General features: G+C 65.9%; 21 protein-coding genes. 6 read left to right on the plus strand and 15 right to left on the minus strand.

The features are described 5' to 3' along the window. Positions 1-128: 128 nt before the first annotated feature. Genes ACREBX_RS05830 through ACREBX_RS05845 form a run of 4 tightly spaced genes read right to left on the minus strand, consistent with a single transcriptional unit; the run spans position 129 to position 4,005 of the window. On the minus strand, positions 129-1,076 hold the full coding sequence (locus ACREBX_RS05830) for an acetyl-CoA carboxylase carboxyltransferase subunit alpha (protein WP_431560810.1): 948 nt from the start codon (positions 1,074-1,076) through the stop codon (positions 129-131). A 9-nt stretch (positions 1,077-1,085) separates the two neighbouring features. After that, positions 1,086-2,009 (minus strand): tyrosine recombinase, encoded by a 924-nt coding sequence (locus tag ACREBX_RS05835; protein ID WP_431560811.1) that lies wholly within the window; start codon positions 2,007-2,009, stop codon positions 1,086-1,088. 26 nt (positions 2,010-2,035) lie between these two features. Then, complete coding sequence (locus tag ACREBX_RS05840; protein WP_431560812.1) at positions 2,036-3,853, minus strand: hypothetical protein; 1,818 nt, start codon at positions 3,851-3,853, stop codon at positions 2,036-2,038. Then, entirely contained in the window at positions 3,850-4,005 is a 156-nt protein-coding gene (locus ACREBX_RS05845; protein ID WP_431560813.1) for a hypothetical protein, read from the minus strand. The genes ACREBX_RS05840 and ACREBX_RS05845 overlap by 4 nt, the downstream gene beginning before the upstream one ends. 130 nt (positions 4,006-4,135) lie before the next feature. Between ACREBX_RS05845 and ACREBX_RS05850 the strand changes: the two genes are divergently transcribed. Together ACREBX_RS05850 and aroB are read left to right on the plus strand one after the other, a co-directional pair. Beyond that, entirely contained in the window at positions 4,136-4,726 is a 591-nt protein-coding gene (locus ACREBX_RS05850; protein ID WP_431560814.1) for a shikimate kinase, read from the plus strand. Beyond that, positions 4,714-5,808: a 3-dehydroquinate synthase gene (aroB, locus tag ACREBX_RS05855; protein WP_431560815.1), complete on the plus strand. Its 1,095-nt coding sequence runs from the start codon at positions 4,714-4,716 to the stop codon at positions 5,806-5,808. The genes ACREBX_RS05850 and aroB overlap by 13 nt, the downstream gene beginning before the upstream one ends. Positions 5,809-5,825: 17 nt before the next feature. Here aroB and ACREBX_RS05860 read toward each other — a convergent pair whose 3' ends face one another. From ACREBX_RS05860 to ACREBX_RS05880, 5 genes are read right to left on the minus strand one after another with little or no spacing between them, the layout of a single operon-like run. Further along, positions 5,826-7,733 (minus strand): cation:proton antiporter, encoded by a 1,908-nt coding sequence (locus tag ACREBX_RS05860; protein WP_431560816.1) that lies wholly within the window; start codon positions 7,731-7,733, stop codon positions 5,826-5,828. Beyond that, on the minus strand, positions 7,730-8,158 hold the full coding sequence (locus tag ACREBX_RS05865; RefSeq protein ID WP_431560817.1) for an iron-sulfur cluster assembly scaffold protein: 429 nt from the start codon (positions 8,156-8,158) through the stop codon (positions 7,730-7,732). Before ACREBX_RS05865 ends, ACREBX_RS05860 begins: the two co-directional genes overlap by 4 nt. Continuing rightward, a complete protein-coding gene (locus ACREBX_RS05870; protein ID WP_431560818.1) occupies positions 8,155-8,700 on the minus strand; it encodes a CvpA family protein in 546 nt (181 codons plus the stop codon). The genes ACREBX_RS05865 and ACREBX_RS05870 overlap by 4 nt, the downstream gene beginning before the upstream one ends. Positions 8,701-8,710: 10 nt before the next feature. Further along, complete coding sequence (gene radA, locus ACREBX_RS05875; RefSeq protein WP_431560819.1) at positions 8,711-10,072, minus strand: DNA repair protein RadA; 1,362 nt, start codon at positions 10,070-10,072, stop codon at positions 8,711-8,713. Between the two features lie 47 nt (positions 10,073-10,119). Then, positions 10,120-11,625: a serine hydrolase domain-containing protein gene (locus tag ACREBX_RS05880; RefSeq protein WP_431560820.1), complete on the minus strand. Its 1,506-nt coding sequence runs from the start codon at positions 11,623-11,625 to the stop codon at positions 10,120-10,122. Between the two features lie 224 nt (positions 11,626-11,849). Here ACREBX_RS05880 and fsa point away from each other — a divergent pair, with 224 nt between their 5' ends. From fsa to ACREBX_RS05895, 3 genes are all read left to right on the plus strand, one after another. Beyond that, positions 11,850-12,500, plus strand: a complete 651-nt coding sequence (fsa, locus tag ACREBX_RS05885) for a fructose-6-phosphate aldolase (RefSeq protein WP_431560821.1) — start codon at positions 11,850-11,852, stop codon at positions 12,498-12,500. Positions 12,501-12,712: 212 nt separating this feature from the next. Then, positions 12,713-13,504 (plus strand): crotonase/enoyl-CoA hydratase family protein, encoded by a 792-nt coding sequence (locus tag ACREBX_RS05890; RefSeq protein WP_431560822.1) that lies wholly within the window; start codon positions 12,713-12,715, stop codon positions 13,502-13,504. Between the two features lie 2 nt (positions 13,505-13,506). Beyond that, complete coding sequence (locus ACREBX_RS05895; protein ID WP_431560823.1) at positions 13,507-15,009, plus strand: acetyl-CoA acetyltransferase; 1,503 nt, start codon at positions 13,507-13,509, stop codon at positions 15,007-15,009. A gap of 121 nt (positions 15,010-15,130) precedes the next feature. On the opposite strand, the gene amaB is transcribed toward ACREBX_RS05895, so the two are convergent. Further along, entirely contained in the window at positions 15,131-16,633 is a 1,503-nt protein-coding gene (amaB, locus tag ACREBX_RS05900; RefSeq protein WP_431560824.1) for an L-piperidine-6-carboxylate dehydrogenase, read from the minus strand. Between the two features lie 95 nt (positions 16,634-16,728). Here amaB and acs point away from each other — a divergent pair, with 95 nt between their 5' ends. After that, on the plus strand, positions 16,729-18,693 hold the full coding sequence (acs, locus tag ACREBX_RS05905) for an acetate--CoA ligase (RefSeq protein ID WP_431560825.1): 1,965 nt from the start codon (positions 16,729-16,731) through the stop codon (positions 18,691-18,693). A 183-nt stretch (positions 18,694-18,876) separates the two neighbouring features. Here acs and ACREBX_RS05910 read toward each other — a convergent pair whose 3' ends face one another. The 5 genes from ACREBX_RS05910 to ACREBX_RS05930 all read right to left on the minus strand — a co-directional run bounded on the left by ACREBX_RS05910 (position 18,877) and on the right by ACREBX_RS05930 (position 24,289). Beyond that, entirely contained in the window at positions 18,877-20,073 is a 1,197-nt protein-coding gene (locus ACREBX_RS05910) for a serine hydrolase domain-containing protein (protein WP_431560826.1), read from the minus strand. 51 nt (positions 20,074-20,124) lie between these two features. After that, on the minus strand, positions 20,125-20,856 hold the full coding sequence (locus ACREBX_RS05915; protein WP_431560827.1) for a peptidase: 732 nt from the start codon (positions 20,854-20,856) through the stop codon (positions 20,125-20,127). A 46-nt stretch (positions 20,857-20,902) separates the two neighbouring features. Beyond that, a complete protein-coding gene (locus ACREBX_RS05920) occupies positions 20,903-21,706 on the minus strand; it encodes a transglutaminase family protein (protein WP_431560828.1) in 804 nt (267 codons plus the stop codon). A 2-nt stretch (positions 21,707-21,708) separates the two neighbouring features. After that, positions 21,709-22,650, minus strand: a complete 942-nt coding sequence (locus tag ACREBX_RS05925) for an alpha-E domain-containing protein (RefSeq protein WP_431560829.1) — start codon at positions 22,648-22,650, stop codon at positions 21,709-21,711. 199 nt (positions 22,651-22,849) lie between these two features. Then, complete coding sequence (locus tag ACREBX_RS05930) at positions 22,850-24,289, minus strand: circularly permuted type 2 ATP-grasp protein (RefSeq protein ID WP_431560830.1); 1,440 nt, start codon at positions 24,287-24,289, stop codon at positions 22,850-22,852. Between the last annotated feature and the right edge of the window lie 202 nt (positions 24,290-24,491).

Raw genomic sequence — 24,491 nt, forward strand, 5'->3', positions numbered from 1 at the left:
TGCCGCGCCTCCCTTATGCTTCTGATCATCAGGGAATATCCCCGATTCACGACAAGGCAAGCCGCGCCATAGCCCAGACTTGTCATTGTCTTGATCGGGAACGCAAATGCGCGCGATCGGGTTCCGGTTCAGGCGCGGCCCATGGCGAGGAATTTTTCCTCGCGTGCGACGAGCAGGGTTTCGCGCGGCAATTCTGCCAGCGCGTCCAGTTCCTGCGCGATTGCATCGCCCAGCGCCGCAATCGCGACTTCGGGTGCGCGATGCGCGCCCCCGACGGGTTCGGTGACGATGCGGTCGATGACCTTCAGCCCAAACAGATCCTGCGCCGACATCTTCATCGCCGCGGCGGCGTCGGCCGCCTTGTCCGACGTGCGCCACAGGATCGACGCGCAGCCTTCGGGCGAAATCACCGAATAGACGGCATGTTCGAACATCAGCACGCGGTTTGCGGCGGCGAGTGCAATCGCGCCGCCCGAACCGCCCTCGCCGACCACCGCGGCGACCATCGGCACGCCGAGCGCGAGGCATTGTTCGGTCGACCGCGCGATCGCTTCGGCCTGGCCGCGCTCTTCGGCCTGAATCCCCGGAAAGGCGCCCGAGGTGTCGACCAGCGTCACCACCGGCAGGCCGAAACGGTCGGCGAGCTGCATCAGGCGGATCGCCTTGCGATAGCCCTCGGGCTTCGCCATCCCGAAATTATGCTTCATCCGCGACGGAATATCGTCGCCCTTTTCGTGGCCGATGACCATCACGCGGCGGCCGCGGAACCGTGCCATCCCACCCAAGATCGCCTGATCGTCGCCGAAATTGCGGTCACCAGCCAGCGGCATCCAGTCGTCGAACAGGCCGGCGACATAATGTTTGAAATGCGGGCGGTCGGGGTGGCGCGCGACCTGCGTCTTTTGCCAGGGCGTCAGTTTCGAATAGATTTCGCGCAGCAATTTCGAGGACTTGTCCTCAAGCTGCGCGATGTCGTTGTCGATGTTGAGCGTGGGGTCGTCCCCCATTTCGCGCAATTCGGCAATCTGCCGATCGAGCGCGGCGACCTGTTTTTCGAAGTCCAGAAAGGCTGTCATAGGGGAGCGCTAGGACGAAGGCGTCGCAACGTCAACTTCGGGGTGGGCGCCATCCATCCGTGCCAGCGGATGCCGCTTGTTGACCAACTCGACGAGGCGGCGGCTGTCGACATGGGTGTAGATTTCGGTCGTGGCGATATCAGCATGGCCGAGCATCAATTGCAGCGCGCGCAGATCGGCCCCGCCCTCGAGCAGATGCGTGGCGAAAGCGTGGCGCAGCACGTGCGGGCTGATCGCGGTCGGGTCGATCCCGGCGCGCCCGGCAAGTTCGCGCAACATCTGGAACAACCGCACGCGCGAGATATGCGCCTTGCCCGACGGGAACAGCCAAGGCGACCCATCGGTGAGGCGCGGCAGCCAGCGATCGAGAACGGCGCGCGCGCGTTCGGACAGCGGAACCAGCCGCTCCTTGTCGCCCTTCCCGCGTATGATCAGATATTCGCGCTCGCCGGCGACCGCGCGGCGCGGCAGCGAGACCAGCTCGCTGGCGCGGAGGCCCGATCCATAGAGAAGTTCGAGCAGCAGCAGCATCCGCACCATCGCGGCGGGCGGCGCTTCTCCCGCCGCTTCCTCCTCGGCCTGGGCAAACAGCCGCTCGACATGGTCGTGGGTCAGGATGCGCGGCAACGGCCGGCGCGTCGCGGGCCGCGCAATATCGAGCGCCGGATTGTCGGCCCGCTCGCCTTCATCGAGCAGGAAGGCGAAAAACTGGCGCAGCGCCGACAGCTTGCGCGCCGCACTGCTCGCCGCAAGCGGCTGATAATCCGCCATCAATTTGCGCAGAGCAGCCGGATCGGCGTCAACCAGCCGGCCTGTCGCCCACTCCGCCGCCTGCTCCAGATCGCGGCGATAGGCGGCAAGCGTGTTGCGCGAGGCGCCGCGCTCGGCCGCCATCATTTCGAGGAAGCGGTCGATGAGCGCCGCGTCAGACATCGCCGATGTCCGGCAGCTTTATGGGCTCAGACACGCACCAGCGCTTCGGCCGCGATCATCCGCGCTTCGGACGCGAGGCCCACGTCGCGCAGCGCCCGGACGATGTAATAAAGATGGTAGGGCGGCACTTTCGACCACTCGCCCTGCATCCCCGCCGCCGCGAGAAGCGCGACCATACCGGGCTCGCGCCGTTCGGCGGCCGCCATGATCGCCCGCGACCAGCGCGTCTGTTTGCCCAGATCGACCTCAAGATCGCTCGCCGCCGACGCCGCCGCATTCGCATCGAGCCGCCCGAGACCGGCGAGGCCGGCGAGCAGGAATTTCGATCGCAGGGCGTCGGCGCTGTCGTCGTCTCCCGCAAACTGGCCGACCGCGCCCGCGCTCATGCCGGTAAGCGGCCGCGGCGATCCCACTGCGAGCACGCCCCACGCGCGGCTGCCCACCGAAACGGTCGGAACCCACGCGATCGCATTTTCGTCATATCCCCCTGCGAGAATCGATCCCAGCAGCTGCCACGGGTCGCCGCCGACTTCGGTATTGACCGGCAAGGCGGCCGCGGCGCGCGCGGTTGCGACCATCGCGGCATAGCGTCCGGTCGGATTGGCGTCGGTGCCCCAAAGGCGTTCCATGGCCGCATAACGATCGGCACCGGTCGCCAGACGAAAGGCGGCGCGCAATTGCTCGGTCTGGGTCGCGACCGCCTCGGCGGGTTCTTCCTCGCTCGCCGCGGCGCTCAGCAGCGACACATAAGCCTCGCTCGACAGCACGCCGCGCGCGGCGGCTTCGGGCGCGGCGGCGATGCGGCTTGCCGTGTCGGTCATCGGCGCAAGCACCGTCCAGCTTTTGATATTGGACGGCGCCGCGGTGCGCAGCGCCTCGGGCACCGGGATTGCGGTCGCGGTCGCCATGCCGAAACGCCAACTCGTCAGCCGGTCGATATTGTCCCATTCGATCGTCGTCGAGCGGCGGCCGGCGCCCGTCGCGCCCAGCACGCGCTCGGCAAGCAATATGTCGAAGTTCGAGATCTTGCCGCTCGACCGCACGCGGCCGATCGCCCAGCCCGCAGGCCCGGCTTCGCCCGACAGCCCCGAGCAGATCGCCGACGACAGGCGCCACGCCTGCTCGTCGCCATGCGCAAGGCCCGCAGGGACATAAGGACACATGCCCGCCGGATCGGCGTTGGCAAGATAGGTTTGCTGCGCCGCAGCGACGAGGCGCGGGCTCGCGCGGTCATAGTCGACCGACTGGACGATCCAGCGCGCCGCGATCGATTCGCCCATGCGAAGCAGCAGCGACGCGCGGTCGGCGGCGAGGTCGGCGCCGTTGATCGTGCCGGGGGTGTCGATCGCCGAGACGAGCGAGCGGCGAAGCAGTATCTGCCCCCAGCGCGACGCGAACTGGCCGTTCGTCTTGCGCATGATCGCGGCGGCATATTGGCCGCGCACGCCGAACGCATCGGGTGCAAGCCCGCCGGTTTCGGGCGTCAGCGGCCCGATACGCGTCAGCAGACGGCGCGCGCCCGGGGGCAGGTCGTATTTTAGACCGCCCGATTCGACCTCTTCACCGTCCTCGCCCTCTTCGCCGGTTTCGGCCGACGCGCTCGTCGGCGCCGTCCCCAGCGTCGGCGCGATTGACGGCGGAGCAGTGCCATTAACCGGCGCCGAACCCGGCGTCGGCGTCGCGGTCGGCGACGGCGTGGGGGTCGGTCGCGGTGCGGGCGTCTCGGCGGGGTTGCCAAAACCTTCGGGCAGCAGCGATTCCTGTGCAAGCACGGGCAGGACGAGCACGGCGGCGAGCGCGGTGCCCGAGAGGCCCAGCGTCAGCGAAAGCGTTTTTTTCTTCATTGGGCCTGGCTTTCGGGGGCATCGCTTTGGGGCGGCGCGCTTGCGGCAATCTTGTCGGTCACATCCACCTCAATCATTTTGGGCTCGATCGGCCGGCCCAGAAACAGCAGGAACAGAAAGAAAGCCGCCGCCGCCAGTGCCAGCACGATCAATCGTGCAATCCAGCGGCTCTTTCCCGATCTGCCCTGCGCGCGCAATATCCAATGCCTGCCGTTCGTCCCATATTGCGCAGGCAGTAAAACCATTGTCCCGCGCGGTACGGGCGGTATAGCCGCGCGCACCATGTCGCGAAACCCGAAAAGCCCGGGCCCCATTTCTTCAGGGGCCATCCCCGCGTCGATCCGCGACCGGTCGATCGTGCTCGTCGGGTTGATGGGGTCGGGAAAATCGACCGTCGGCCGCCGTCTTGCGCAGCGGCTGGGTATGCGGTTCGCCGACGCCGACGACGAGATCGAGCGCGCCGCCGACACCAGCATTTCCGATATTTTCGCGCGCTTTGGCGAGGCGCATTTCCGTGACGGTGAGCGCCGCGTGATAGCCCGGCTGCTCGGCGAAAAGCCGATGGTCCTGGCGACCGGCGGCGGCGCCTTTATCAACGAGGAAACGCGCGCGCTGATCCTGCAGGGCAGCCTTTGCATCTGGCTCGACGCCGATATCGCGACGCTGGTCGAACGCGTCGGCCGCCGCAGCCACCGCCCGCTGCTCAAGAATCGCGACCCCGGCGAAGTGCTGCGCGAACTGGCGGCGGTCCGCAATCCCATTTATGCCGAGGCGCATCTTCGCGTCAGTTCGGCAAGCACACCGCACGACCATACGGTACGCGCGATCCTGGAGGCTCTGTCGAAATGGGAAAATCCGCAATGGAAAGCCTGACCGTCGAATTGGGCAGCCGCACCTATCCGATATTGATCGGCGACGGGCTGATCCGCGACATCGGCGAGCATGTCGCGCCGCTGTTGAAGCGCCCGCGCACGATGATCGTCACCGACACCCACGTCGCCGAACAATATCTGATTCCGCTCGGAACCTCGCTGGCGATGGCGGACATCTCCTTCTCCTCCTTCGTCCTCGATCCGGGTGAAAGCACGAAGAGCTGGGCGGGTCTCGCGCGCCTCACCGAATGGCTGATCGGCGAAGGCGTCGAACGCGGCGACCATGTCATCGCGCTGGGCGGCGGCGTGATCGGCGACCTCGTCGGCTTCGCGTGCAGCATCGTCAAGCGCGGCTGCAACTTCATCCAGGTGCCGACCACCCTGCTGGCGCAGGTCGACAGCAGCGTCGGCGGCAAGACCGCGATCAACGTGCCCGCGGGCAAGAATCTGATCGGCGCCTTCCACCAGCCCGCGCTCGTCGTGATCGACCCGACGACGCTCGAAACGCTGCCGCGCCGCGAGCTCGGCGCCGGCTATGCCGAAGTCGTCAAATATGGCCTGATCGACGACGCCGGTTTCTTCGCCTGGTGCGAAGACAATGGCGCGGCGCTGCTCGCGGGTGACAGTGCGGCGCGCCACAAAGCGATTGCACACAGCGTCGCGGCCAAGGCGCGTATCGTCGCCGCCGACGAACGCGAGACGCAGGACATCCGCGCGCTGCTCAACCTCGGTCACAGCTTCGGCCACGCGCTCGAGGCCGAAACGGGCTATTCGGACCGGCTGCTCCACGGCGAAGCGGTTGCGGCCGGCATGGTGCTCGCGCATCAATTCTCGGCCGCGAACGGCCTCTGCGCCGCGGCCGACGCCGAACGGGTGCGCGCGCATCTGGCGAGCGTCGACCTGCCGCACAGCCTTGCGAGCGCGGGCATCAATACTGATGGCGCAACGCTCGCGGGCCATATGGCGCACGACAAGAAGGTGCGCGGGGGCAAGCTGCCGCTGATCCTGACCCGCGGTATCGGACAGAGTTTCGTCACCGAAGACTATGGCCTCGATGCCGTCGCGGCGTTTCTCGACGGCTAGGATCAGGACCTTGGGCGTCAGTTCATCGCTGACGCGTTCTCGCTTTCCTCGTCCTTCGGATCGTCTTTCAGGGCTTTCGCCGCCAAGCGCCGTAAACGGTATTTTTCGAGCACGCTTTCGGCTTCGCGTCCGCCGCCCGGCTTGAAACGATGGTCCATGCCCGCCGAAATATCGCCCTCGTCGATCTGCGCCTGCAGCCGCGTCTCGTCGAGATGCCGCAACGTCGCCTCGACATCTTCCATCTCGCGCGGATCGACGTCGAGATAGCGCAGCGCCGTGAGGCCCATCGCGACCGAACTTTCAAAGACCTCGCGAATGACCCCGTCGACCCCGGCCCCTTCGACCGCGAGCAGCTGACGGCGGTCGAATACGCGCATCAGGACTTTCGCATTTGGAAAAGCATCGACCACCGGCTTCAACGCCGCGGCATCGACCGACGAATCGTCGATGCAGAAGATGATCAGCCGCGCCTCGTCGGCGCCCGCACGGCGGAGCAGGTCGACGCGCAGCCCGTCACCGAAATAAACCTTGGTATCGAAGCGGCTCGACAGCTCGATCTGGCTCGGCTTCTTGTCGATCAGCGTCACCGAACAGGCAACGCCGTGCAGCATCTGCGACACGATCTGTCCAAAGCGCCCATATCCGACGACGATCGCCGACCCGCGCGGCGCACCAGCAGGATCGTCGAGGTCGGCCGGATCGGCCGCTGGCGAAAATTCCAGGTTGCGCGCGAACAGCATCAGGAACGGCGTCGTCACCATCGACAACGTCACCACCGCGCTGAACAGGCTCGCCGCTTCGGGCTGGATGAGCAGCGCGTCGGCGGCCTGCGCGAACAGCAGGAAACCGAATTCGCCGCCCTGGCTGAGCAACAGGCCGAGCCCCAGCGCCACCGGCCACGGTTTGCCGAACAATTTCACGATCAATGTAAGGACGACGACCTTCACCGCCACGAGCCCGAGCGCGAGCCCGAGGACGAGCAGCGGACGTTCCAGGACCGCCCCGACATCGAGCACCATGCCGACGGCGAGGAAGAAGAGGCCGAGCAGGATCAGACGGAAGGGCTCGACGTCCGATTCGATCTCGTGCCGATAGGGCGAGTCGGCGAGCATCACGCCCGCGATGAAGGCACCGAGCGCGGTCGACAGGTGCAGGCTGTGCATCAGCGCCGCGCTCGCGAGGATGGTGAGCAGGCCGACGACAACGAACAGTTCGCGCTCGCCATAACGTCCGATGATCCGGAGCAACGGATTGACCACAAAACGGCCTGCCAGCACCAAGACGATGATCGCCCACACCGTGAAGAAGGCCATCTGCCACCCAGGCGGCGCCGACGGATCGGCGGGCGCACGCGACAGCACGGCAATGATCGTGATCATCGGCACGATCGCCAGATCCTGGAACAGCAGGATCGAGAAGGCTTTCTCGCCAAAGGGCGAATTGATCCGCCCCGAACTTTTGAGGCCGGGCAGCACCTGCGCGGTCGACGACAGCGCGAGCGGCAGGCCGAGCGCGAGCGAAGCCGCGGGGCTGAAGTCCAACGTCAGATGGATGAGCCCGGTCAGCACGAGCCCGGTCACCACGACCTGCATGAGGCCGAGGCCGAAGATCGCCCGGCGCATGTCCCAGAGCCGGCGCGGCGACAGTTCGAGCCCGACGAGGAAAAGCAGGAAGGCTATGCCGAGTTCGGCGAAGGCGAGCTTCGATTCGCCGCCACCGACGAGGCCAAGCCCGTGCGGCCCGACGATCGCGCCCGCAATCAGATAGCCGAGCACCGCACCGAGGCCGAGCCGGCGAAAGATCAGCACGAACAAGGTCGCAACGCCAAGCAGGATCGCGCCTTCGACCAGCGCGGTATCGGTCGCAGTCTCGCCCACCTTCTCGGCAGCTTCGGCGGCGGCAGCCGTGAGCGCGAGCAAAGTCATGCCGCCGCCGCCCGTTCCTCGAGCGCCGCGATGGCGGCGTCAAAAGGCAGCAGGATCGCACCGTGGCGCGCGGGATAGTCCTGCGCCGGCGCGAGCAGGTCGAAACCCGGCCAGTCGGGCTGTTCGCCTGCGCCCGCGAACCAGTTGGCGATCCCGTCGCGCGCGGCGCGCAGTTCGGCAAGGCCGAGCCCCGGCGCATGGCGCGCAAGCAACGCCGCCGATGCCTGACCCAGCGCGCACGCTTCCACATGCATGCCGACGCGCGTCACCCGGCCCGCATCGTCGGTATCGAGATCGAGGATGATCGCGCTGCCACACAGCGGCGCACGCCTGCTCACGCGGTGGCGCGCGCCGGCGATCGGCAGATATTCCGCGGTCGCGACCGCCAGCGCCAAGATGTCGCGGTTATAAAGCGGGGCGCTCATGGCTTGTCGGCCTTGGCCGCATCGACCTCGGCCTCGCGCGCCTCGGCGCGGCGCGCGGCGATAACCTTGCTCATTGCGCCACTCGTCGCGTTGAGCGCCGGATAGGTGCGGCTGTCGGCCATCCACGCGGGGCGCTGCATAACGCCATAACCTATATCATAAAGCAAGGTAAGGAGCATGAAGCCGATCGAGGCGATCAGCAGACCCTTCACCGCGCCAAAACCGGCGCCCAATCCGCGGTCGAACCCGCCGACCAGCGACGCGCGGCTGCGCTGCCCCATCGCGCGCGATCCCCATTTGGCGAGCGCGAACACGCCGCCGAACAGCAGCACGAAGGCGAGCGCCGCTGCGCCCCCCGCGGTCCCGACCCAGCCCGCGAGCAGGTCGGTGACGAACGGGTGAAAGAAACGCACCGCCGCGATCGCCAGTATCCAGGCGAGCAGCGTCGTCACTTCCTGCACGAGGCCGCGCGAAAAACCGAGCACCGCGCCGCCGCCAACCAGCACCAGCACGACGATATCCAGAGCCGTCAAACTTCCCATTCGCCGGTCGCTAGTCGCGCCCGAGCATCAGGTCAACGAGTTCGCCGAGGCGCTCGAAACCCGTGACCGAAATCCCGCCGACCGCTTTCATGCCCTTCGGCCCCCAGCCGCGCGAGAAACCGAGCTTCGCCGCTTCGCGCAGCCGCAGTCCGTCGTGCGAAACCTGCCGCACCTCGCCCGACAGCGACAATTCGCCGAATACGATTGCGTCGGCGGGCACCGGCCGCTCGCTGAATGCCGAGATCAGCGCCGCGGCGACCGCCAGATCCGCCGCTGGATCGGTCAGCCGATAGCCGCCCGCGATGTTGAGATAGACCTCGGCGGCCCCCATCTGGAGCCCGCAGCGCGCCTCCAGCACCGCGAGCACCATCGCGAGCCGCCCGCTGTCCCAGCCGACCACGGCTCTGCGGGGGGTTGCACCGCTCGCGAGTCGCACGGTCAGCGCCTGCACCTCGACGAGCACCGGGCGCGTGCCTTCCAATGCGGGGAACACGACCGACCCCGGCACGTCGCGACTACGGTCGGTGAGGAACAGGCTCGACGGGTTCGACACCTCGCCTAACCCCTCCTCGCCCATCGCGAACACCCCGATCTCGTCGGTCCCGCCAAAACGGTTCTTCACCGCGCGCAGGATACGGTATTGGTGACTGCGCTCGCCCTCGAACGCGAGCACGGTGTCGACCATATGTTCGAGCACGCGCGGTCCCGCGATCGTTCCGTCCTTGGTGACATGCCCGACGAGCACGATCGCGGCATCGCTGTCCTTGGCGTAGCGGATCAGTTCCTGCGCCGACGCGCGCACCTGACTCACCGTGCCCGGCGCGCTGTCGATCAAGTCGCTGTGCATCGTCTGGATCGAATCGATCACGACGAAATCGGCCGTCTGCTTGTCGAGTGTCGCAAGGATGTCGCGCACGGAAGTCGCGCTGGCCAGCGCCACCGGCGCATCGCCTAACCCCAGCCGCCGCGCGCGCAATCGCACCTGCGCTGCGGCTTCCTCGCCGCTGATATAGACGACCGACTTGCCCGCCTTCGCGAGCCGCCCTGCCGCCTGTAGCAGCAAGGTCGACTTGCCGATCCCCGGATCGCCGCCGATCAGCGTAGCCGATCCCGCAACGAACCCGCCGCCCAGCGCGCGGTCGAACTCGGCGATGCCGCAGAGCATGCGCTCGGGCATCTTGCTGTCGGCATTCAATGTTTCGAGCGCAAGCGTTCGCCCGCCGCGGCTGAGGTCGTGCTTCGCCGAAAAGACCGTCTCGCCCGCCTCCTCGACGAGCGTATTCCACTCGCCACAGTCGGCGCACTGCCCCTGCCAGCGATAGGTGGCGGAGCCGCAGTTCTGGCAGACATATTGGCGTTTCGCTTTGGCCATCCTCGCCGCATAATCGGAACAAAGACGGAACGCTAGCGGTTTCGAGTTCACACTCGGTCGAAAATCAAAACCCCGCCACCGCCAAGGACCGTCAAGCCCGGGACCGACCGATCGGCGCTTCGATCGAACGATAGCTGCAACGTCCCGGCAGGAATATAGGCGTCGGGCACCACGAAACGATTGCTCGTTACAGCGACCAGCGCGCGCGATTTCCCTTTCGCGGTCAATTGCAGCCCCTCCGCAGATTGGACGATCTCGAGGCTTTCGGCGCTGAAAGTCGTGTCGAGAAGGCCGGCCAGCGCGCGATTCTGATCCGCCCGCCGTTTATAGCTGCCGACGAAGCTTGCGGTCAGGCTGTTCGTCGCGATCGGCCCCGTCCGCACCGACCAGTCGCCCGGCCATGCCAGCGCGTCGGAGACCGCGTTGCGGATTTCGTCGCCCAGCACGTCGCCGTTCGCGCCATTGGTCACAATCACCAGACCGTCGCCACTGGCGAGATTGCCCTCGATATAGGCTTTATAGCTGTCGTTCGCCCCGGCGTGGTGGAAGATGTGTGCGGCGCCTTCCCCGGCGAGGCGCGGCCCCAGGCCGAAGGGCCCGGGCGACACCGCGGTCATCATATCCACCGCCAGCTCTTGCGGCAGATAGCCACCCGACGCGCGGTAGCTCGCGCCAAGCGCCAGGACGAGGCGGGTCAGATCGTTCGCCGATGTCCAGAGGCCCGATGCGGCGAGCTCGGGAAAGCTTTGCCATCCTCTTGGAAGCGCGACCGCTTTTCCATCGCCGTCATGCGCGTGCGCGATATCCGGGGTATCGGCAGCCGGAGCCGCATCGAACCGGCTTCGCTCCATCCCGAGCGGCGCGAACAGATGGCGCGATGCCACGGCCCCGAAGGGCGCGCCGAGCGCATCTTCGATGACCGCCTGCACGATCATGTAGCCGCCACCCGAATAGCGCGACCGCGTCCCCGCCGCGTCGATCCGCGCCAGCGGCTTGTTCATTGCCGGGGACGCGCCACCCAGGGTCTGGGCCAGCGTCGGCATCGGGTCCGCGGGCGCGATGTCTTGAAAGCCATGCACGTTGAAGCCGGCCGTATGCGACAGCAGCATCCGCAAACTAATGTCCGCGCGGTCACCTGCCGGCCCCGCCGGAACCCGCCAGCGCATTAACCGGCGATCGACATTTTGGTCGGGGTCCAGATGGCCGAGCGCCACGAGTTTCAGGCAAAGCGCTGCGGTCGCAATCTTGCTGACCGATCCCACCGAAAACAGCGTGTCGGGTCCGACCGGAGCGGCCTGCCCCGCAATGCGGACGCCATAGCCCGCAGCGCTGTCGACCCGGCCGCCGCGCAGGATCGCGATCGCCGCGCCCGGAACGCCGCCGCGGGCCATCCGCTCGGCAAGCGTCCACCGCTCGGCGCCGGTGTGGACGGCCGGCCGAAGCCGCGATTCGAAATCCGGACGAGGTGTCGCGGAGACCGGCGTCGTTGTGAGGCCGGCGAGCGGCAGGGCCAGGCTTCCGGCAAGAATTTGGCGTCGTTCGAAAAAGGGCATGGCAATCCACCGCGTGTCGGCAGCGCCCGCCTGCTATCGTTCCAACGCCGATCCGGTGCCCTAATCGGCGCGTTTGTGCGTCGGCCAACGGCGACGCACGCGGGTTCCATGCACAGCGAGACGCCGCGCGTCAATCGTGCGCGCCCATCGGCCTGTTTGGTCTCGGCCGCGGGAGGGCTATAGGCGGAACGACGAATCGCCCCGAACAAGGAATGCCCCGCGCCATGAAATTCTTCGCCGACACCGCCGAAATCGCCGACATTCAGGAGCTCGCCGCGACGGGCCTGCTCGACGGCGTCACCACCAACCCATCGCTGATCGCCAAGTCGGGCCGCGACTTCAAGGAAGTGACCCGCGAAATCTGCGCGCTGACCACCGGCCCGGTGTCGGCCGAGGTGGTCGCGCTCGACCATGCGACGATGATGAAAGAGGCCGAAATCCTCCGCAAGATCGCCCCCAATGTCTGCATCAAGGTGCCGCTGACGATCGACGGACTCAAGACGTGCAAGGCGCTGACAAGCGACGGCACGATGGTCAATGTCACGCTCTGTTTCTCGGCGGCGCAGGCGCTGCTCGCCGCCAAGGCCGGTGCGAGCTTCGTCTCGCCGTTCGTCGGCCGCCACGACGACAATGGCTTCGACGGCATGCAGCTCATCTCCGACATCCGGCTGATCTACGACAATTACGGCTATGAGACCGAAATCCTCGTCGCGAGCGTGCGTCACGGCATCCATGTGCTCGAAGCCGCCAAGATCGGCGCCGACGTGATGACCGCGCCGCCGTCGGTGATCAAGGGGCTGTTCAAGCATATCCTGACCGAAAAGGGCATCGAAGGATTTTTGGCGGACTGGGCGAAGACCGGACAGTCGATCTGATTCCTGTTCCTCCCTGTGCCGCAGGCATGGGGAGGTGGCAGCGGCGGAGCCGCTGACGGAGGGGCAAGGGCGCAGCGTTGCGGCCCCTCCACCACACCCTTCGGGCGCGGTCCCCCTCCCCATCGCTTCGCGACAGGGAGGATCTCGCATCCTTTCCAGTTGACGTAAACGTCAAGCTGCCGCGATACTCTCCCGAAAGGGAGAGATTCGCGATGACCGATACCATTCTCACCGAGCGCCGCGGGCATATATTGATCATCACGATCAACCGGCCCGAGGCGCGCAACGCCGTCAACGCCGCAGTCCATATCGGCGTCGGCACCGCGCTCGAAGAAGCCGAAAACGACCCTGAAATCCGCGTCGTTATCATCACCGGTGCGGGCGACAAGAGCTTCTGCGCCGGCGCCGACCTCGTTGCGCTGTCGCGCGGCGAGAGTCTCTATCCCTCGGACAAGGCCCAGCAGGCGTGGGGCTTCGCCGGCATGGTATCGCACCCGATTTCGAAACCGATCATCGCCGCGGTCAACGGCTTCGCCTTCGGCGGCGGCTGCGAGATCGCGCTGATGAGCGACATCATCGTCGCCGCCGATCACGCCCAATTCGGTCTGCCCGAGGTCAAGGTCGGGCTGTTCGCCGCAGCCGGCGGCGCTTTCCGCCTCGCGCAGCAACTGCCGAAGAAGCTCGCGATGGAATATATGCTGACCGGCGATCCGATCCCGGCGGCGCGCGCCGCCGAATTCGGCCTCGTCAACCATGTCGTCCCGCTCGCCGACCTGCTCCCCACCGCGCTGGCGCTCGCCGAAAAGATTGCGGGCAACGCCCCGCTCTCGGTACAGGCGTCAAAACGCGTCGCGCTCGGCATCGACGAAGGCCGCATCGCCGCGGATGCCCCCTATTGGGAGCATAACACGCGCGAACGCGGCGTGCTGATGCGCAGCGAGGACGCGCGCGAGGGCCCGCTCGCCTTCGCGCAGAAACGCAAGCCCGAATGGAAGGCGCGCTGAACATGGCGATGACCGATCCCGAGCGGATTCCCGTCATCATCGGCGTCGGACAAATCAACGACCGGCCCGAGGACCCCGACCATGGGCTCGATTCGCTCGGACTGATGGTTGCGGCGCTCAAGATCGCAGCAGAGGACGCGGGCGTATCGCTGACCGAGATCGACAGCCTCGCGATCGTCGATCAGATCAGTTTCCGCAGCCTCGGCAAGCTTTGCGAACCGCTCGCCGCCGCGATCGGCGCCAATCCCGCGATCAACTACCAGTCGGCCGCGCCGCACGGCGATACGCCCGTCCGCCTGCTCAACGAGGCGGCAAACCGCGTCGGCGCGGGCGAGGTCAAGCTCGCCGCCATCGTCGGCGCCGAGGCGCTGCGTACCGCCGCCGGCCGCGCCGCCAAGGCCGCGAGCGGCGAGGACAAAAGCTATAATGCGATCCGTAAGGTCGCGACGCGGCGCGAGCCGAACTACGCCCAGCTTCACGGGCTGGCGGCGCCGGTAGACGTCTATCCCCTCTACGAGAATGCGACACGCGCCGCGTGGGGTCAGAGCCTCGAGGAAGCGCAGTTCGAAAGCGCCGAAATCTGGTCGCGCTTTTCCGAAGTCGCCGCGGCCAACGACGGCGCGTGGATCCGCAAGCCCGCAGGCCCCAAGGACATCCTCAAGGTCGACGAGCGCAATCGCCCGATCGCCTTCCCCTATTCGAAACTGATGGTCGCCAATTCGTCGGTGAACCAGGGCGCGGGCTTTATCGTCGCGAGCCTCGCCGAAGCATGGCGCCGGGGCATCCCCGAAGACCGTCTGATCCATATCGGCATGGGCGCCGCAGCGAAGGAACCGCCCAGCATCCTCCACCGCGACCGCTACGACGGCAGCGTCAGCATGGAGACGTCGATCACGCGCACCCTCGAACTGAATGCGATGACGGCCGAGGATTTCGACTTCGTAGAACTTTACAGCTGCTTTCCCTGCGTCCCCAAGATGGCGCGGCGCATCCTCGGCTGGCCGTGGGACCGTCCCGCGACGGTGTTCGGCGGGCTGACCTTCGGCGGCGGCCCGATTGCCAATTATATGAGCCATGCGATCGTCTCGATGGTCGACAGGTTGCGCAGCGAGGGCCGCTATGGCTTCCTCTTCGCCAATGGCGGTTTCGCAACCGACAATCATTGCATCGTTCTCGGTAACCAGCCGATCGCGGCGGCGAGCTTTCCGCAGGATTTCGACTATCAGACTGAAGCCGAAGCGAAGCGCGGGCCGGTGCCCGAGTTGGTCGAGGATTATGCAGGGGCGGCGACCATCGAGAGCTATACGGTGTTTTATGGCCGGGATGGGAGCCCGAAAGCGGGCGTGGTGGTCGCGCGGACGCCCGACGACAAGCGCACGCTGGCGCATGTTGACGTAAGTGACGCCGCGATGCTGGCGTTTCTGACCGACGGCACGACGGAGCCGGTGGGCGCTGCCGGGCAGGTCATCCCGCTCAATGAAGGCTTCGGCTGGCGCGCGGTCTAGCTTCTCCCCTCCCGCAAGCGGGAGGGGTTGGGGGTGGGCAGCAACGCCGCAATGGCCCACCCCGCTGCGACTAGCGGGCAAGCCGCAAGTCTCGCTGCCCCTTCCGGATACGGGAGGGGAATTAGAGTTCGAACGAAACCCCCTGCGCCAGTGGCAGCGCATCCGAATAATTCAGCGTATTGGTCGCGCGCCGCATATAAGCTTTCCAGCTGTCGGACCCGCTCTCGCGCCCGCCGCCCGTCTCCTTCTCACCGCCGAACGCGCCGCCGATCTCCGCACCCGACGTGCCGAGATTGACGTTCGCGATGCCGCAATCGCTTGCGGCCAGGAACCGCTCCGCTTCGCGCATGTCGGTGGTGAAGATCGCCGAAGACAGCCCGGCCGCGACATCGTTGTGCAGGTCGATCACCGCACCCAGATCATAATAGCGCATCACATAGAGGATCGGCGCAAAGGTCTCTTCGAGCACCGGGCCGACCTGCCCCGGCATCTCGACAAGCGCGGGCTTCGCATAGAAGCTTGCCCCCTCGCCGACGCGTTCGCCGCCATGGACGATCCCGCCCACAGCGCGCGCAGCGCCCAGCGCATCCTGCATCATCTCATAGGCCGCGCGGTCGATCAGCGGTCCGACGAGCACGTCGTTTTCGAGCGGATTGCCGACGCCGACGCTCCCATAGGCCGCCTTCAGCCTCGCGACGAAGCCGTCGTAGATGCTGTCGTGCAGGAACAGGCGGCGCGTCGTTGTGCAGCGCTGCCCCGCGGTCCCCATCGCGCCGAACGCGACGCCGCGCAGCGCAAGGTCGAGATCGGCCGAGGGCGCGACGATCACGCCATTATTGCCGCCGAGTTCGAGGATCGCGCGCGCGAAGCGCCCGGCCAGCCGCGGCGCGACCGCGCGCCCCATCCGCGTCGAACCCGTCGCCGACACCAGCGCGACGCGCTTGTCGTCGACCAGCGCCTCGCCCGCCTCGCGCCCGCCGATTAGGAGCTGCGCCAATCCTTCGGGCGCGTCGCCGAACCGCGCCAGCGCGCGCTCGAAAATCGCCTGGACGCCAAGCGCGGTCAGCGGGGTCTTTTCGGATGGCTTCCACACCACGCTGTTGCCGCAGACGAGCGCCACGGCGGCATTCCACGCCCACACCGCGACGGGAAAGTTGAACGCCGAAATCACCCCGACGACGCCAAGCGGATGCCAGACCTCCATCATCCGGTGCCCCGGCCGCTCGGTCGCGATGGTGAGGCCGTAGAGCTGGCGCGACAGGCCGACCGCGAAATCGCAGATGTCGATCATCTCCTGCACCTCGCCCGCGCCTTCGGACGGGATCTTGCCCGTTTCGATCGTCACCAGCTTCGCGAGCTCGTCCTTCGCGGCGCGCAATTCCTCGCCCCACAGGCGGACGAGTTCGCCCCGGCGCGGTGCCGGGACGTTGCGCCAAGCGCGAAAGGCCGCGCTCGCTTTGCCCAGCGTCTCGTCGATCGCAGCGGCATCCGCGACCTGCACCATCGCCAATTGTTCGCCGGTCAGCGGTGTCACCGACGGCATCGATCCATCGGCCCAGGCCGCGCGATGCACGCCGAGTCCGTCGAGCAATCGCGTGACCTCCTGGCCCAATAGCGTCATCATCTGTCCCTTCATTGGCGCCGACGCGCCCTTGCAGTTTGTGGCTCGCGGGTTATCGCAGCGGGCGAACAATGCAAACCCGAATGGGAGAGTCGTCCTTGTCCGAATTGTCGCCGTCCGAACCCTTTGTTCCCGTTCCGGCCGATGCCGCGGCGAACACGCACTGCAGCGCCGCCGATTACGACCGGCTCTACGCGCAGAGCATCGATGATCCCGACGCTTTCTGGGCCAAGCAGGCGGAGCGCATCGACTGGATCGCACCGCCGACGAAAATCGGAAACTGGTCCTACGATCCCGTTGAAATCAAATGGTTTGAGGATGGCGTCCTCAACTTGTGTCACAACGCCGTCGACCGCCATGTCGCCGCGGGGCATGGGACACGCACCGCGATCATCTTCGAACCCGACGCCCCCGATGGCGAGACGCGGACGATCAGCTATGCCGCGCTGCTCGCCGACGTCATCCGCTTCGCGAACACTTTGAAGAAAATGGGCGTCCAAAAGGGCGACCGCGTCACCATCTATATGCCGATGATCCCCGAGGGCGCGGTCGCGATGCTCGCCTGCGCACGCATCGGCGCGGTGCACAGCGTCGTTTTCGGCGGCTTTTCGCCCGAGGCGATCCACGGCCGCATCGAGGATTGCGCGAGCGACTGGGTGATCTGCGCCGACGAGGGGCTGCGCGGCGGCAAGGTCGTTCCCTTGAAGGCCAATGTCGACAAGGCATTGGAACGCGTGGACGTCAAAGCCGTGCTCGTCATCGCGCACACGGGCGGCGACATCGCGATGAAGGAAGGCCGTGATCACTGGTACGACGCGCTCTCGGCCGATGTTCCCGGCGACTGCCCGTGCGAGCCGATGAACGCCGAAGACCCGCTGTTCATCCTCTACACCTCGGGATCGACCGGCAAACCCAAGGGCGTGCTCCACACCGTCGGCGGCTACAGCGTGTGGACCGCCAGCACCTTCTATTATGGCTTCGACTATCGCCCCGGCGAAATCTTCTGGTGCACCGCCGACATCGGCTGGGTCACCGGCCACAGCTACGTCGTCTATGGCCCGCTTCAGAATGGCGCGACGACGTTGATGTTCGAGGGCGTGCCCAATTACCCGGATCACGACCGCTTCTGGCAGGTCGTCGACAAGCATCAGGTCAACATCCTCTACACCGCGCCGACCGCGATCCGCGCGCTGATGCGCGAGGGCGACGATTATGTGATGCGCCATGACCTGTCGCCGATCCGCCTGCTCGGCAGCGTCGGCGAGCCGATCAATCCCGAGGCGTGGCGCTGGTATCACCAGCTCGTCGGCAAGGGCCGTGTCCCCGTGGTCGACACATGGTGGCAGACCGAAACCGGCGGGATCATGATCACCACCCTGCCCGGCGCGCATCCGATGCAGCCGGGCAGCGCCGGGCGTCCCTTCTTCGGTATCCGCCCGCAACTGGTGGACGCCGAGGGCGGCGTGCTCGTCGATGAACAGACCGGCGGGGCAGCCGAGGGCAATCTGTGCATCACGCATAGCTGGCCCGGTCAGGCGCGCACGATCTACGGCGACCATGACCGCTTCGCTGAAACCTATTTCTCGACTTACAAGGGCAAATATTTCACCGGCGACGGCTGCCGCCGCGATGCCGACGGCTATTGGCGGATCACCGGCCGCGTCGACGATGTCATCAACGTCTCGGGCCACCGCATGGGCACCGCCGAGGTCGAAAGCGCGCTCGTTCTCCACGATCTCGTTGCCGAGGCTGCGGTCGTCGGCTTCCCGCACGACATCAAGGGTCAGGGCATCTACGCCTATGTGACGCTGAACGCCGGGGTCGAGCCGACCGACGAAGTCGCCGCCGCGCTCAAGCAGCAGGTCCGCAAGGAAATCGGCCCGATCGCAACCCCCGACCATATCCACCTGACCCCGGGGCTTCCCAAGACGCGCTCGGGCAAGATCATGCGCCGCATCCTGCGCAAGATCGCCGAGAATGATTTCGCCTCGCTGGGCGATACGTCGACCTTGGCCGATCCAAGTCTGGTCGACGGGCTGATTGCGGGGCGGAAGAACCGCTGAACCAGGGCGCGCTACGCAACGGGATGGGCCGTACCATCCTTTCGTATGATTGAGCCGGGAGCCGTCGGACGGCATATCGGGGACACCCCCGGTTCCGGTCTGCCCATCCCCCTCCCTGGTGGCCGGAGCAACAAGGCCCGGAAGGTTACGCACCTTCCGGGCCATTTCTTTCCTCACTTGGCTTTAGCCGCGCGGATCCGCGAACGCCTCGCACAGGCCGTCGGTTGCCAGCGCAATACGCGATTCCGCCGTTTCGCGATTGGCGGCACTGTTCTGAACGCCCCGCGTTTCGGTGTTGAACGCCAGCAGGCTGCCGATCCGCTGGTCGGGACACAGGCTGAGATAGGCGCGAAAGCCGTTCTGATCGCCATTATGCCCGACGAAACGCACCGCCGCGCTGCGGTCGATGAAGAAGGACAGGCCGCTCTGCGTCGTCTTCGCCATGCGGCCCTGTGTGAAATCCTCTCCCGCCGCGATTTGCGGCGCCCACATTTCCTCGATCGAGGACCGTTTCAGCACCAGATCATAGTCGGTCTGGCGCGCCGGGTCGCCGAGCAGGAACGCCGCATATTTCGCCATGTCGGGCATCGGCGCGTTGAGCCCGCCGTTCGACACGGTCACCCCGGTATCGACATCGAACGGCGCCGCGACCCGCCGGCCGCCCTTGATATAATAGCTGTGCGATCGGTGCGGCAGCAGATGCGGCGGCGTGCGGTCGAAATAGCTGGCGTGCATGCCCAGCGGCTTCAGGATATTCTTGTCGACATAGACTTCATAATCCTCGCCCGACAGCCGTTCGATGACCTGCCCGAGATAGACGATTCCGGAGTTCGAATAGCCGAAGCGGCTGCCCGGTTTGAACTCGACCTGCGTATAAGGCAGCATCGCCACAAGCTGCGCCCAGCCCTTGGGCTCGAACGGCTGCCAGTCATGATTGCGCCACGGCCAGGTTCCGCTGCGAAATCCGGCGCTGTGGCTCATCAACTGACGCAGCGTGATCGCGCCCGTGTCGCCATGGGGATTATGCACCGCCGCCAGTTCGGGCACATAGCGAGTGATCGGATCGTCGAGCGACAGCAGCCCGCGATCGCGAAGCTGCATGATCGCGATCCCCGTCATCGTCTTGGTGATCGACGCCCAATGATAGATGGTGTCGGCATCGACGGGGACATGCGCATCGGCATCCTGCTCGCCCAGATGATCGGCAACGACGGTCCGGCCGTCCTGCACGACATAAAAGCTGCTTCCCGCGATCTTCGCGCGGTTCGTCTCGGCACGGTGCAGCGCACGAAAATCGCGCAGTGCCGCGTCGAAGCGCGACTCTTCGGCGCCGGCCGGGCTGGCTATCAGAACAAGTGCTGCGGAAATCCAGCGCGACATTGCAATCCCTTCCCGTCCGTCCACGACCGACGCGAGGGTGGCCGAAGCCGGTCAGAAATGAAAGTCCGGCAACTCGGCCAGTGCAATCCCCAGCGCTTCGGCCCAGCCGTCGGCGACGCTTTCGAAATAGGGGTCGTTGCGTTCGAACCGCCGTTCACGCACCGTCGTATAATCGTCGCGCTCGTGAATCTTGAGGTCGATCGGCAAATCGACCCCGGCATTGGCGCGGATCGTCGAATCGAACGAGACGCACAGCAGCTTCACCGCGTCCTCGAACGACATCGCGGGATCGTACGACCGCACGATGATCGGCCGGCCGTATTTGGTCTCGCCGATCTGGAAGAAGGGATTATCCTCCCCCGCCTCGATGAAATTGCCCTCGGGATAGATCAGGAACAGCCGCGGTTCGGCGCCTTTGATCTGCCCGCCGACAATCAGCGACGCGCGGAACAGCGATTCCGCCGCGGGGCCTTCGGGATTGTGGCGCGTCACGATCTGGCGCAGCGTTTCGCCGACAATCGTCGCAACCGCGAACATCGACGGCGCTTCGAGGATCGAGGGATGACGGTCTTCGGGCGCCTTGGTGCGCTCGTCGAGCAGGCTGACGACGGCTTGCGTCGTCGCGAGATTACCCGCCGACATCAGGGTGATCACCCGCTCGCCCGGCAGGTGCCAGCTGCGCATCTTGCGGACCTGTGCGATGTCGTCGACACCCGCATTGGTGCGGGTGTCCGACATGAACACCAGTCCCTTGTTCAAACGCATGCCAACGCAATAAGTCATCGAATCCCGTTTTCCCCGCCCGGAAAGTCCTGATCGTCCGGCCCGCTTATTGCTGGACCTGCAATTGAACAACCAGATTTTCCTGCGCCGCACCATAGCGCATGCCGCGAACCGGGGCAGCGTCGCGATAATCGAGCCCCGTCGCGACGCGAATGTATCGCTGGTCGGGCGAATGGCCGTTGCTGACGTCGAAGCCGATCCAGCCGATATGGTCGAAATGCGCCTCGGCCCACGCGTGCGTCGCATCCTGATGCGTCCGGTCGTTCATCATCAGATAGCCCGAAACGTAACGCGCCGGATGGCCGAGGTGGCGCATCGCGGCGATGAAGATATGCGCATGGTCCTGGCACACCCCGCCCTCGCTGCCGAGCGCCTGTTCGGCGGTCGTCTCGGCATCGGTAAAGCCGATCCGGTACGCCAGCCGGTCGATGATCAGCGCCGACAGCGCATGCGCGCGCTCGATATCATTGGCATGGTCGCGGCCGAGCTGCGCGGTGAGCGCGCGAACATGCCGCCCCGCGCGCGTCAGCGGCGTCGGGCGCAGGAAGGTCCACAGCGGCATCGCGCCGCGATGCACGCCGATCACGCCGTCCCATGTTTCGAGCTCGATCGCACCGTGGCAGCGAATGACCAGTTCGGTCGCACCGCCCTGCACCGCGATCAGGTCGACGCCATTGCCGTGATGGTCGGTGTAATGCAGCTGCTGCGCCCCGCCCTCGACGTCGATCGCCCAGTCGAGAACGCGCTGCTGGCCCGGCCGGTCCTTCGGCGTCAATTTGAGCTGCTGCAGCGCATAGCTGACCGGCGCATCATATTGGTAACGGGTGGTGTGTTCGACTTTGAGCCGCATCGTCATTCCACAAACCGATAATCGCGTTCGACCTGCCGTGCGAGGGCAGCGGTATCGCGCAAGAAGCTGGTCACATATTGATGCAGACCGCCGTCGAATATCGACTGGATCGGCCCGGCGAGTTTCTCATGGCTCAGCGCATGCGCCAAGCGCCAAGCCCCGATCTCCTCGCCATAATGGCGCTGCAGCTGCGCCAGATTATCTTCCATCCGCTCGCAGCAGAAAGCGAGGCTGCGCGGCATCTGGCGATAGAGGATCAGGAATTCGGCGATCTTGAGCGCGCTGATCTCGGCCCCGTAAAGCCAGCGATAGGCGCGGTGCGCCGAAACCGACCGCAGGATCGTTTCCCACTGCACATTATCGATCGTCGTGCCGATATGCGCAACCGAGGGCAGCAGCAGGTAATATTTGACGTCGAGGATCCGCGCCGTGTTGTCGGCGCGTTCGAGGAAGGTGCCGAGCAGCGAGAAATGGAACCCGTCGTTGCGCAGCATCGTGCCGTTCAATGCCCCGCGAACATGCGCGCTCTGCTGGCGGATCGTCGTCAGAACGTCGGGCAGATCATCCTCGCGCACCGGCCGCTTCAGCAGCGCGACGAGCGTCATCCAGCTCGTATTGACCGCTTCCCACGTCTCGCGGGTCAGCGCGGTGCGCGCGGTGCGGGCATTGTCGCGCGCTTGTCTGATCACCGAAAGGATGCTCGACGGGTTGGCGGGATCGCGGAGAAGGAAGTCGATCACGCGCGCCGAGCTGTAATCGCCATGCGCGGCCTGGAACGCCTGATTGACCCCTGCGGTCACCAGCACCGACTTCCATTCGGCGGCGGCGGTGCTCGACCGCGTCAGCGCGATGCGGAACCCCGCGTCGATCAGGCGCGCATTATTCTCGCTACGCTCGAGGTAGCGCGCCATCCAGAAGAGCGAGCCTGCGGTCTTGCCTAGCATCTAAGCCCCTCCCCTCCCCTCCCCTCCCGCAAGCGGGAGGGGCAGCGAGACTTGCGAACATGTTCGCTAGTCGCAGCGGGGTGGGCATGTACGCGACGTGGCTGGCCCACCCCGTTGCGGCTAGGCAGCAAGCTGCCAAGCCTCGCTGCCCCTCCCGCTTGCGGGAGGGGATTGGCGATTTCTTGCGACAGCCCCCCCATCAATCTTCCAACACCCACGTATCCTTCGTCCCGCCGCCCTGGCTCGAATTCACCACCAGCGACCCTCTGGTCATCGCGACGCGCGTCAGTCCGCCAGGCGTGATCGTGATCCCCTGCGGCGACATCAGCACGAAGGGGCGCAGGTCAACGTGCCGCGGTGCGAGGCCCTTTTTGGTGAAGATCGGCACGGTCGAGAGCGACAGCGTCGGCTGCGCGATATAATTGCCTGGGTTCGCTTCCAGCTTGGCGCGGAACGCCGCGAGTTCCTTCTTGCTCGCGGCGGGGCCGACCAGCATCCCGTACCCCCCCGACCCGTGGACTTCCTTGACGACGAGTTCGGGCAGCCGGTCGAGCACTTCGCGCAGATGCTCGGGGTCCGAACAGCGCCACGTCGGCACATTGGGCAGCAGCGCCTTTTCCCCCGTATAGAATTCGATGATGTCGGGCATGTAGCTGTAGAGCGCCTTGTCGTCGGCGATGCCGGTCCCCGGCGCGTTGGCGATGGTGATGCCGCCTGCGCGATAGACGTCCCAGATGCCGGGTACGCCGAGCATCGAGTCGGGACGAAAGTTCAAGGGGTCGAGGAAATCGTCGTCGACGCGGCGATAAACGACATCAATCGCCTTATAGCCCTGCGTCGTGCGCATCGCGACGCGCCCGTCGACGACGCGCAGATCATGCCCCTCGACCAGTTCGGCGCCCATATGGTCGGCGAGGAAACTATGTTCATAATAAGCGCTGTTGTGGATGCCCGGCGTCAGCACCGCGACCGTCGGCGTCCCGCCGCACGCGGGCGGCGCGCAGGCGGCGAGTGATTTCAGAAGGTTGATCGGATAATCGCTGACCTCGCGCACCGGCACTTTCGCGAACAGTTCGGGAAACATCTGGAGCATCGTTTCGCGGTTTTCGAGCATGTAGGACACCCCCGACGGGGTGCGCGCATTATCCTCGAGCACATAGAATTCATTCGCGCCGGTGCGCACGATGTCGGTGCCGCTGATGTGCGTATAGATGCCGCCCGGCGGATCGAGCCCCATCATCATCGGCAGAAAGGCTTCGTTTCCGGCGATCAGTTCGACGGGGACGCGGCCCGCGCGTAATATCTCCTGCCGGTGATAAATGTCGTGGAGAAAGGCGTTCAGTGCGCGCACGCGCTGTTCGATGCCGCGCGACAGGCGGCGCCATTCGCTGGCCGAAATAATCCGCGGCACGACGTCGAACGGAATCAGCCGCTCATCGCCATCGGCGGCGCCATAGACGTTGAAGGTAATCCCTGTGGTGCGGAACAGCGCCTCGGCCTGCTGCGCCTTGCGCTGGATACGCGCCGCATCCTCGGCCTCGAACCATCCGCAATAGTCTCGATAGGGCGACCGGGTTCCGCCCTCCTGGCTCGTCATTTCGTCGAAAAATGAAATGCGCCTGCCCTTTCCACGCAACATGCCATCATCTGCCGCGCGCCCGATGTCTTCGGTGTGCGCGGCGCACCATGTTCCTGCTGCTGCGTCACCCGCCGGCTACGTGGCCACCGGGCTTATCGATGCGATGCTAATCGCGCCCGCGGGCCTTGGCAAGCGGGCTCGTGGACGGCGGTGTTACCGTAACATCAAACACTTGGCACTACTAAGCCCCTCCCCTTCAGGG

It is taken from the genome of Sphingopyxis sp., from assembly GCF_050725655.1.
Taxonomy (GTDB): Bacteria; Pseudomonadota; Alphaproteobacteria; order Sphingomonadales; family Sphingomonadaceae; genus Sphingopyxis.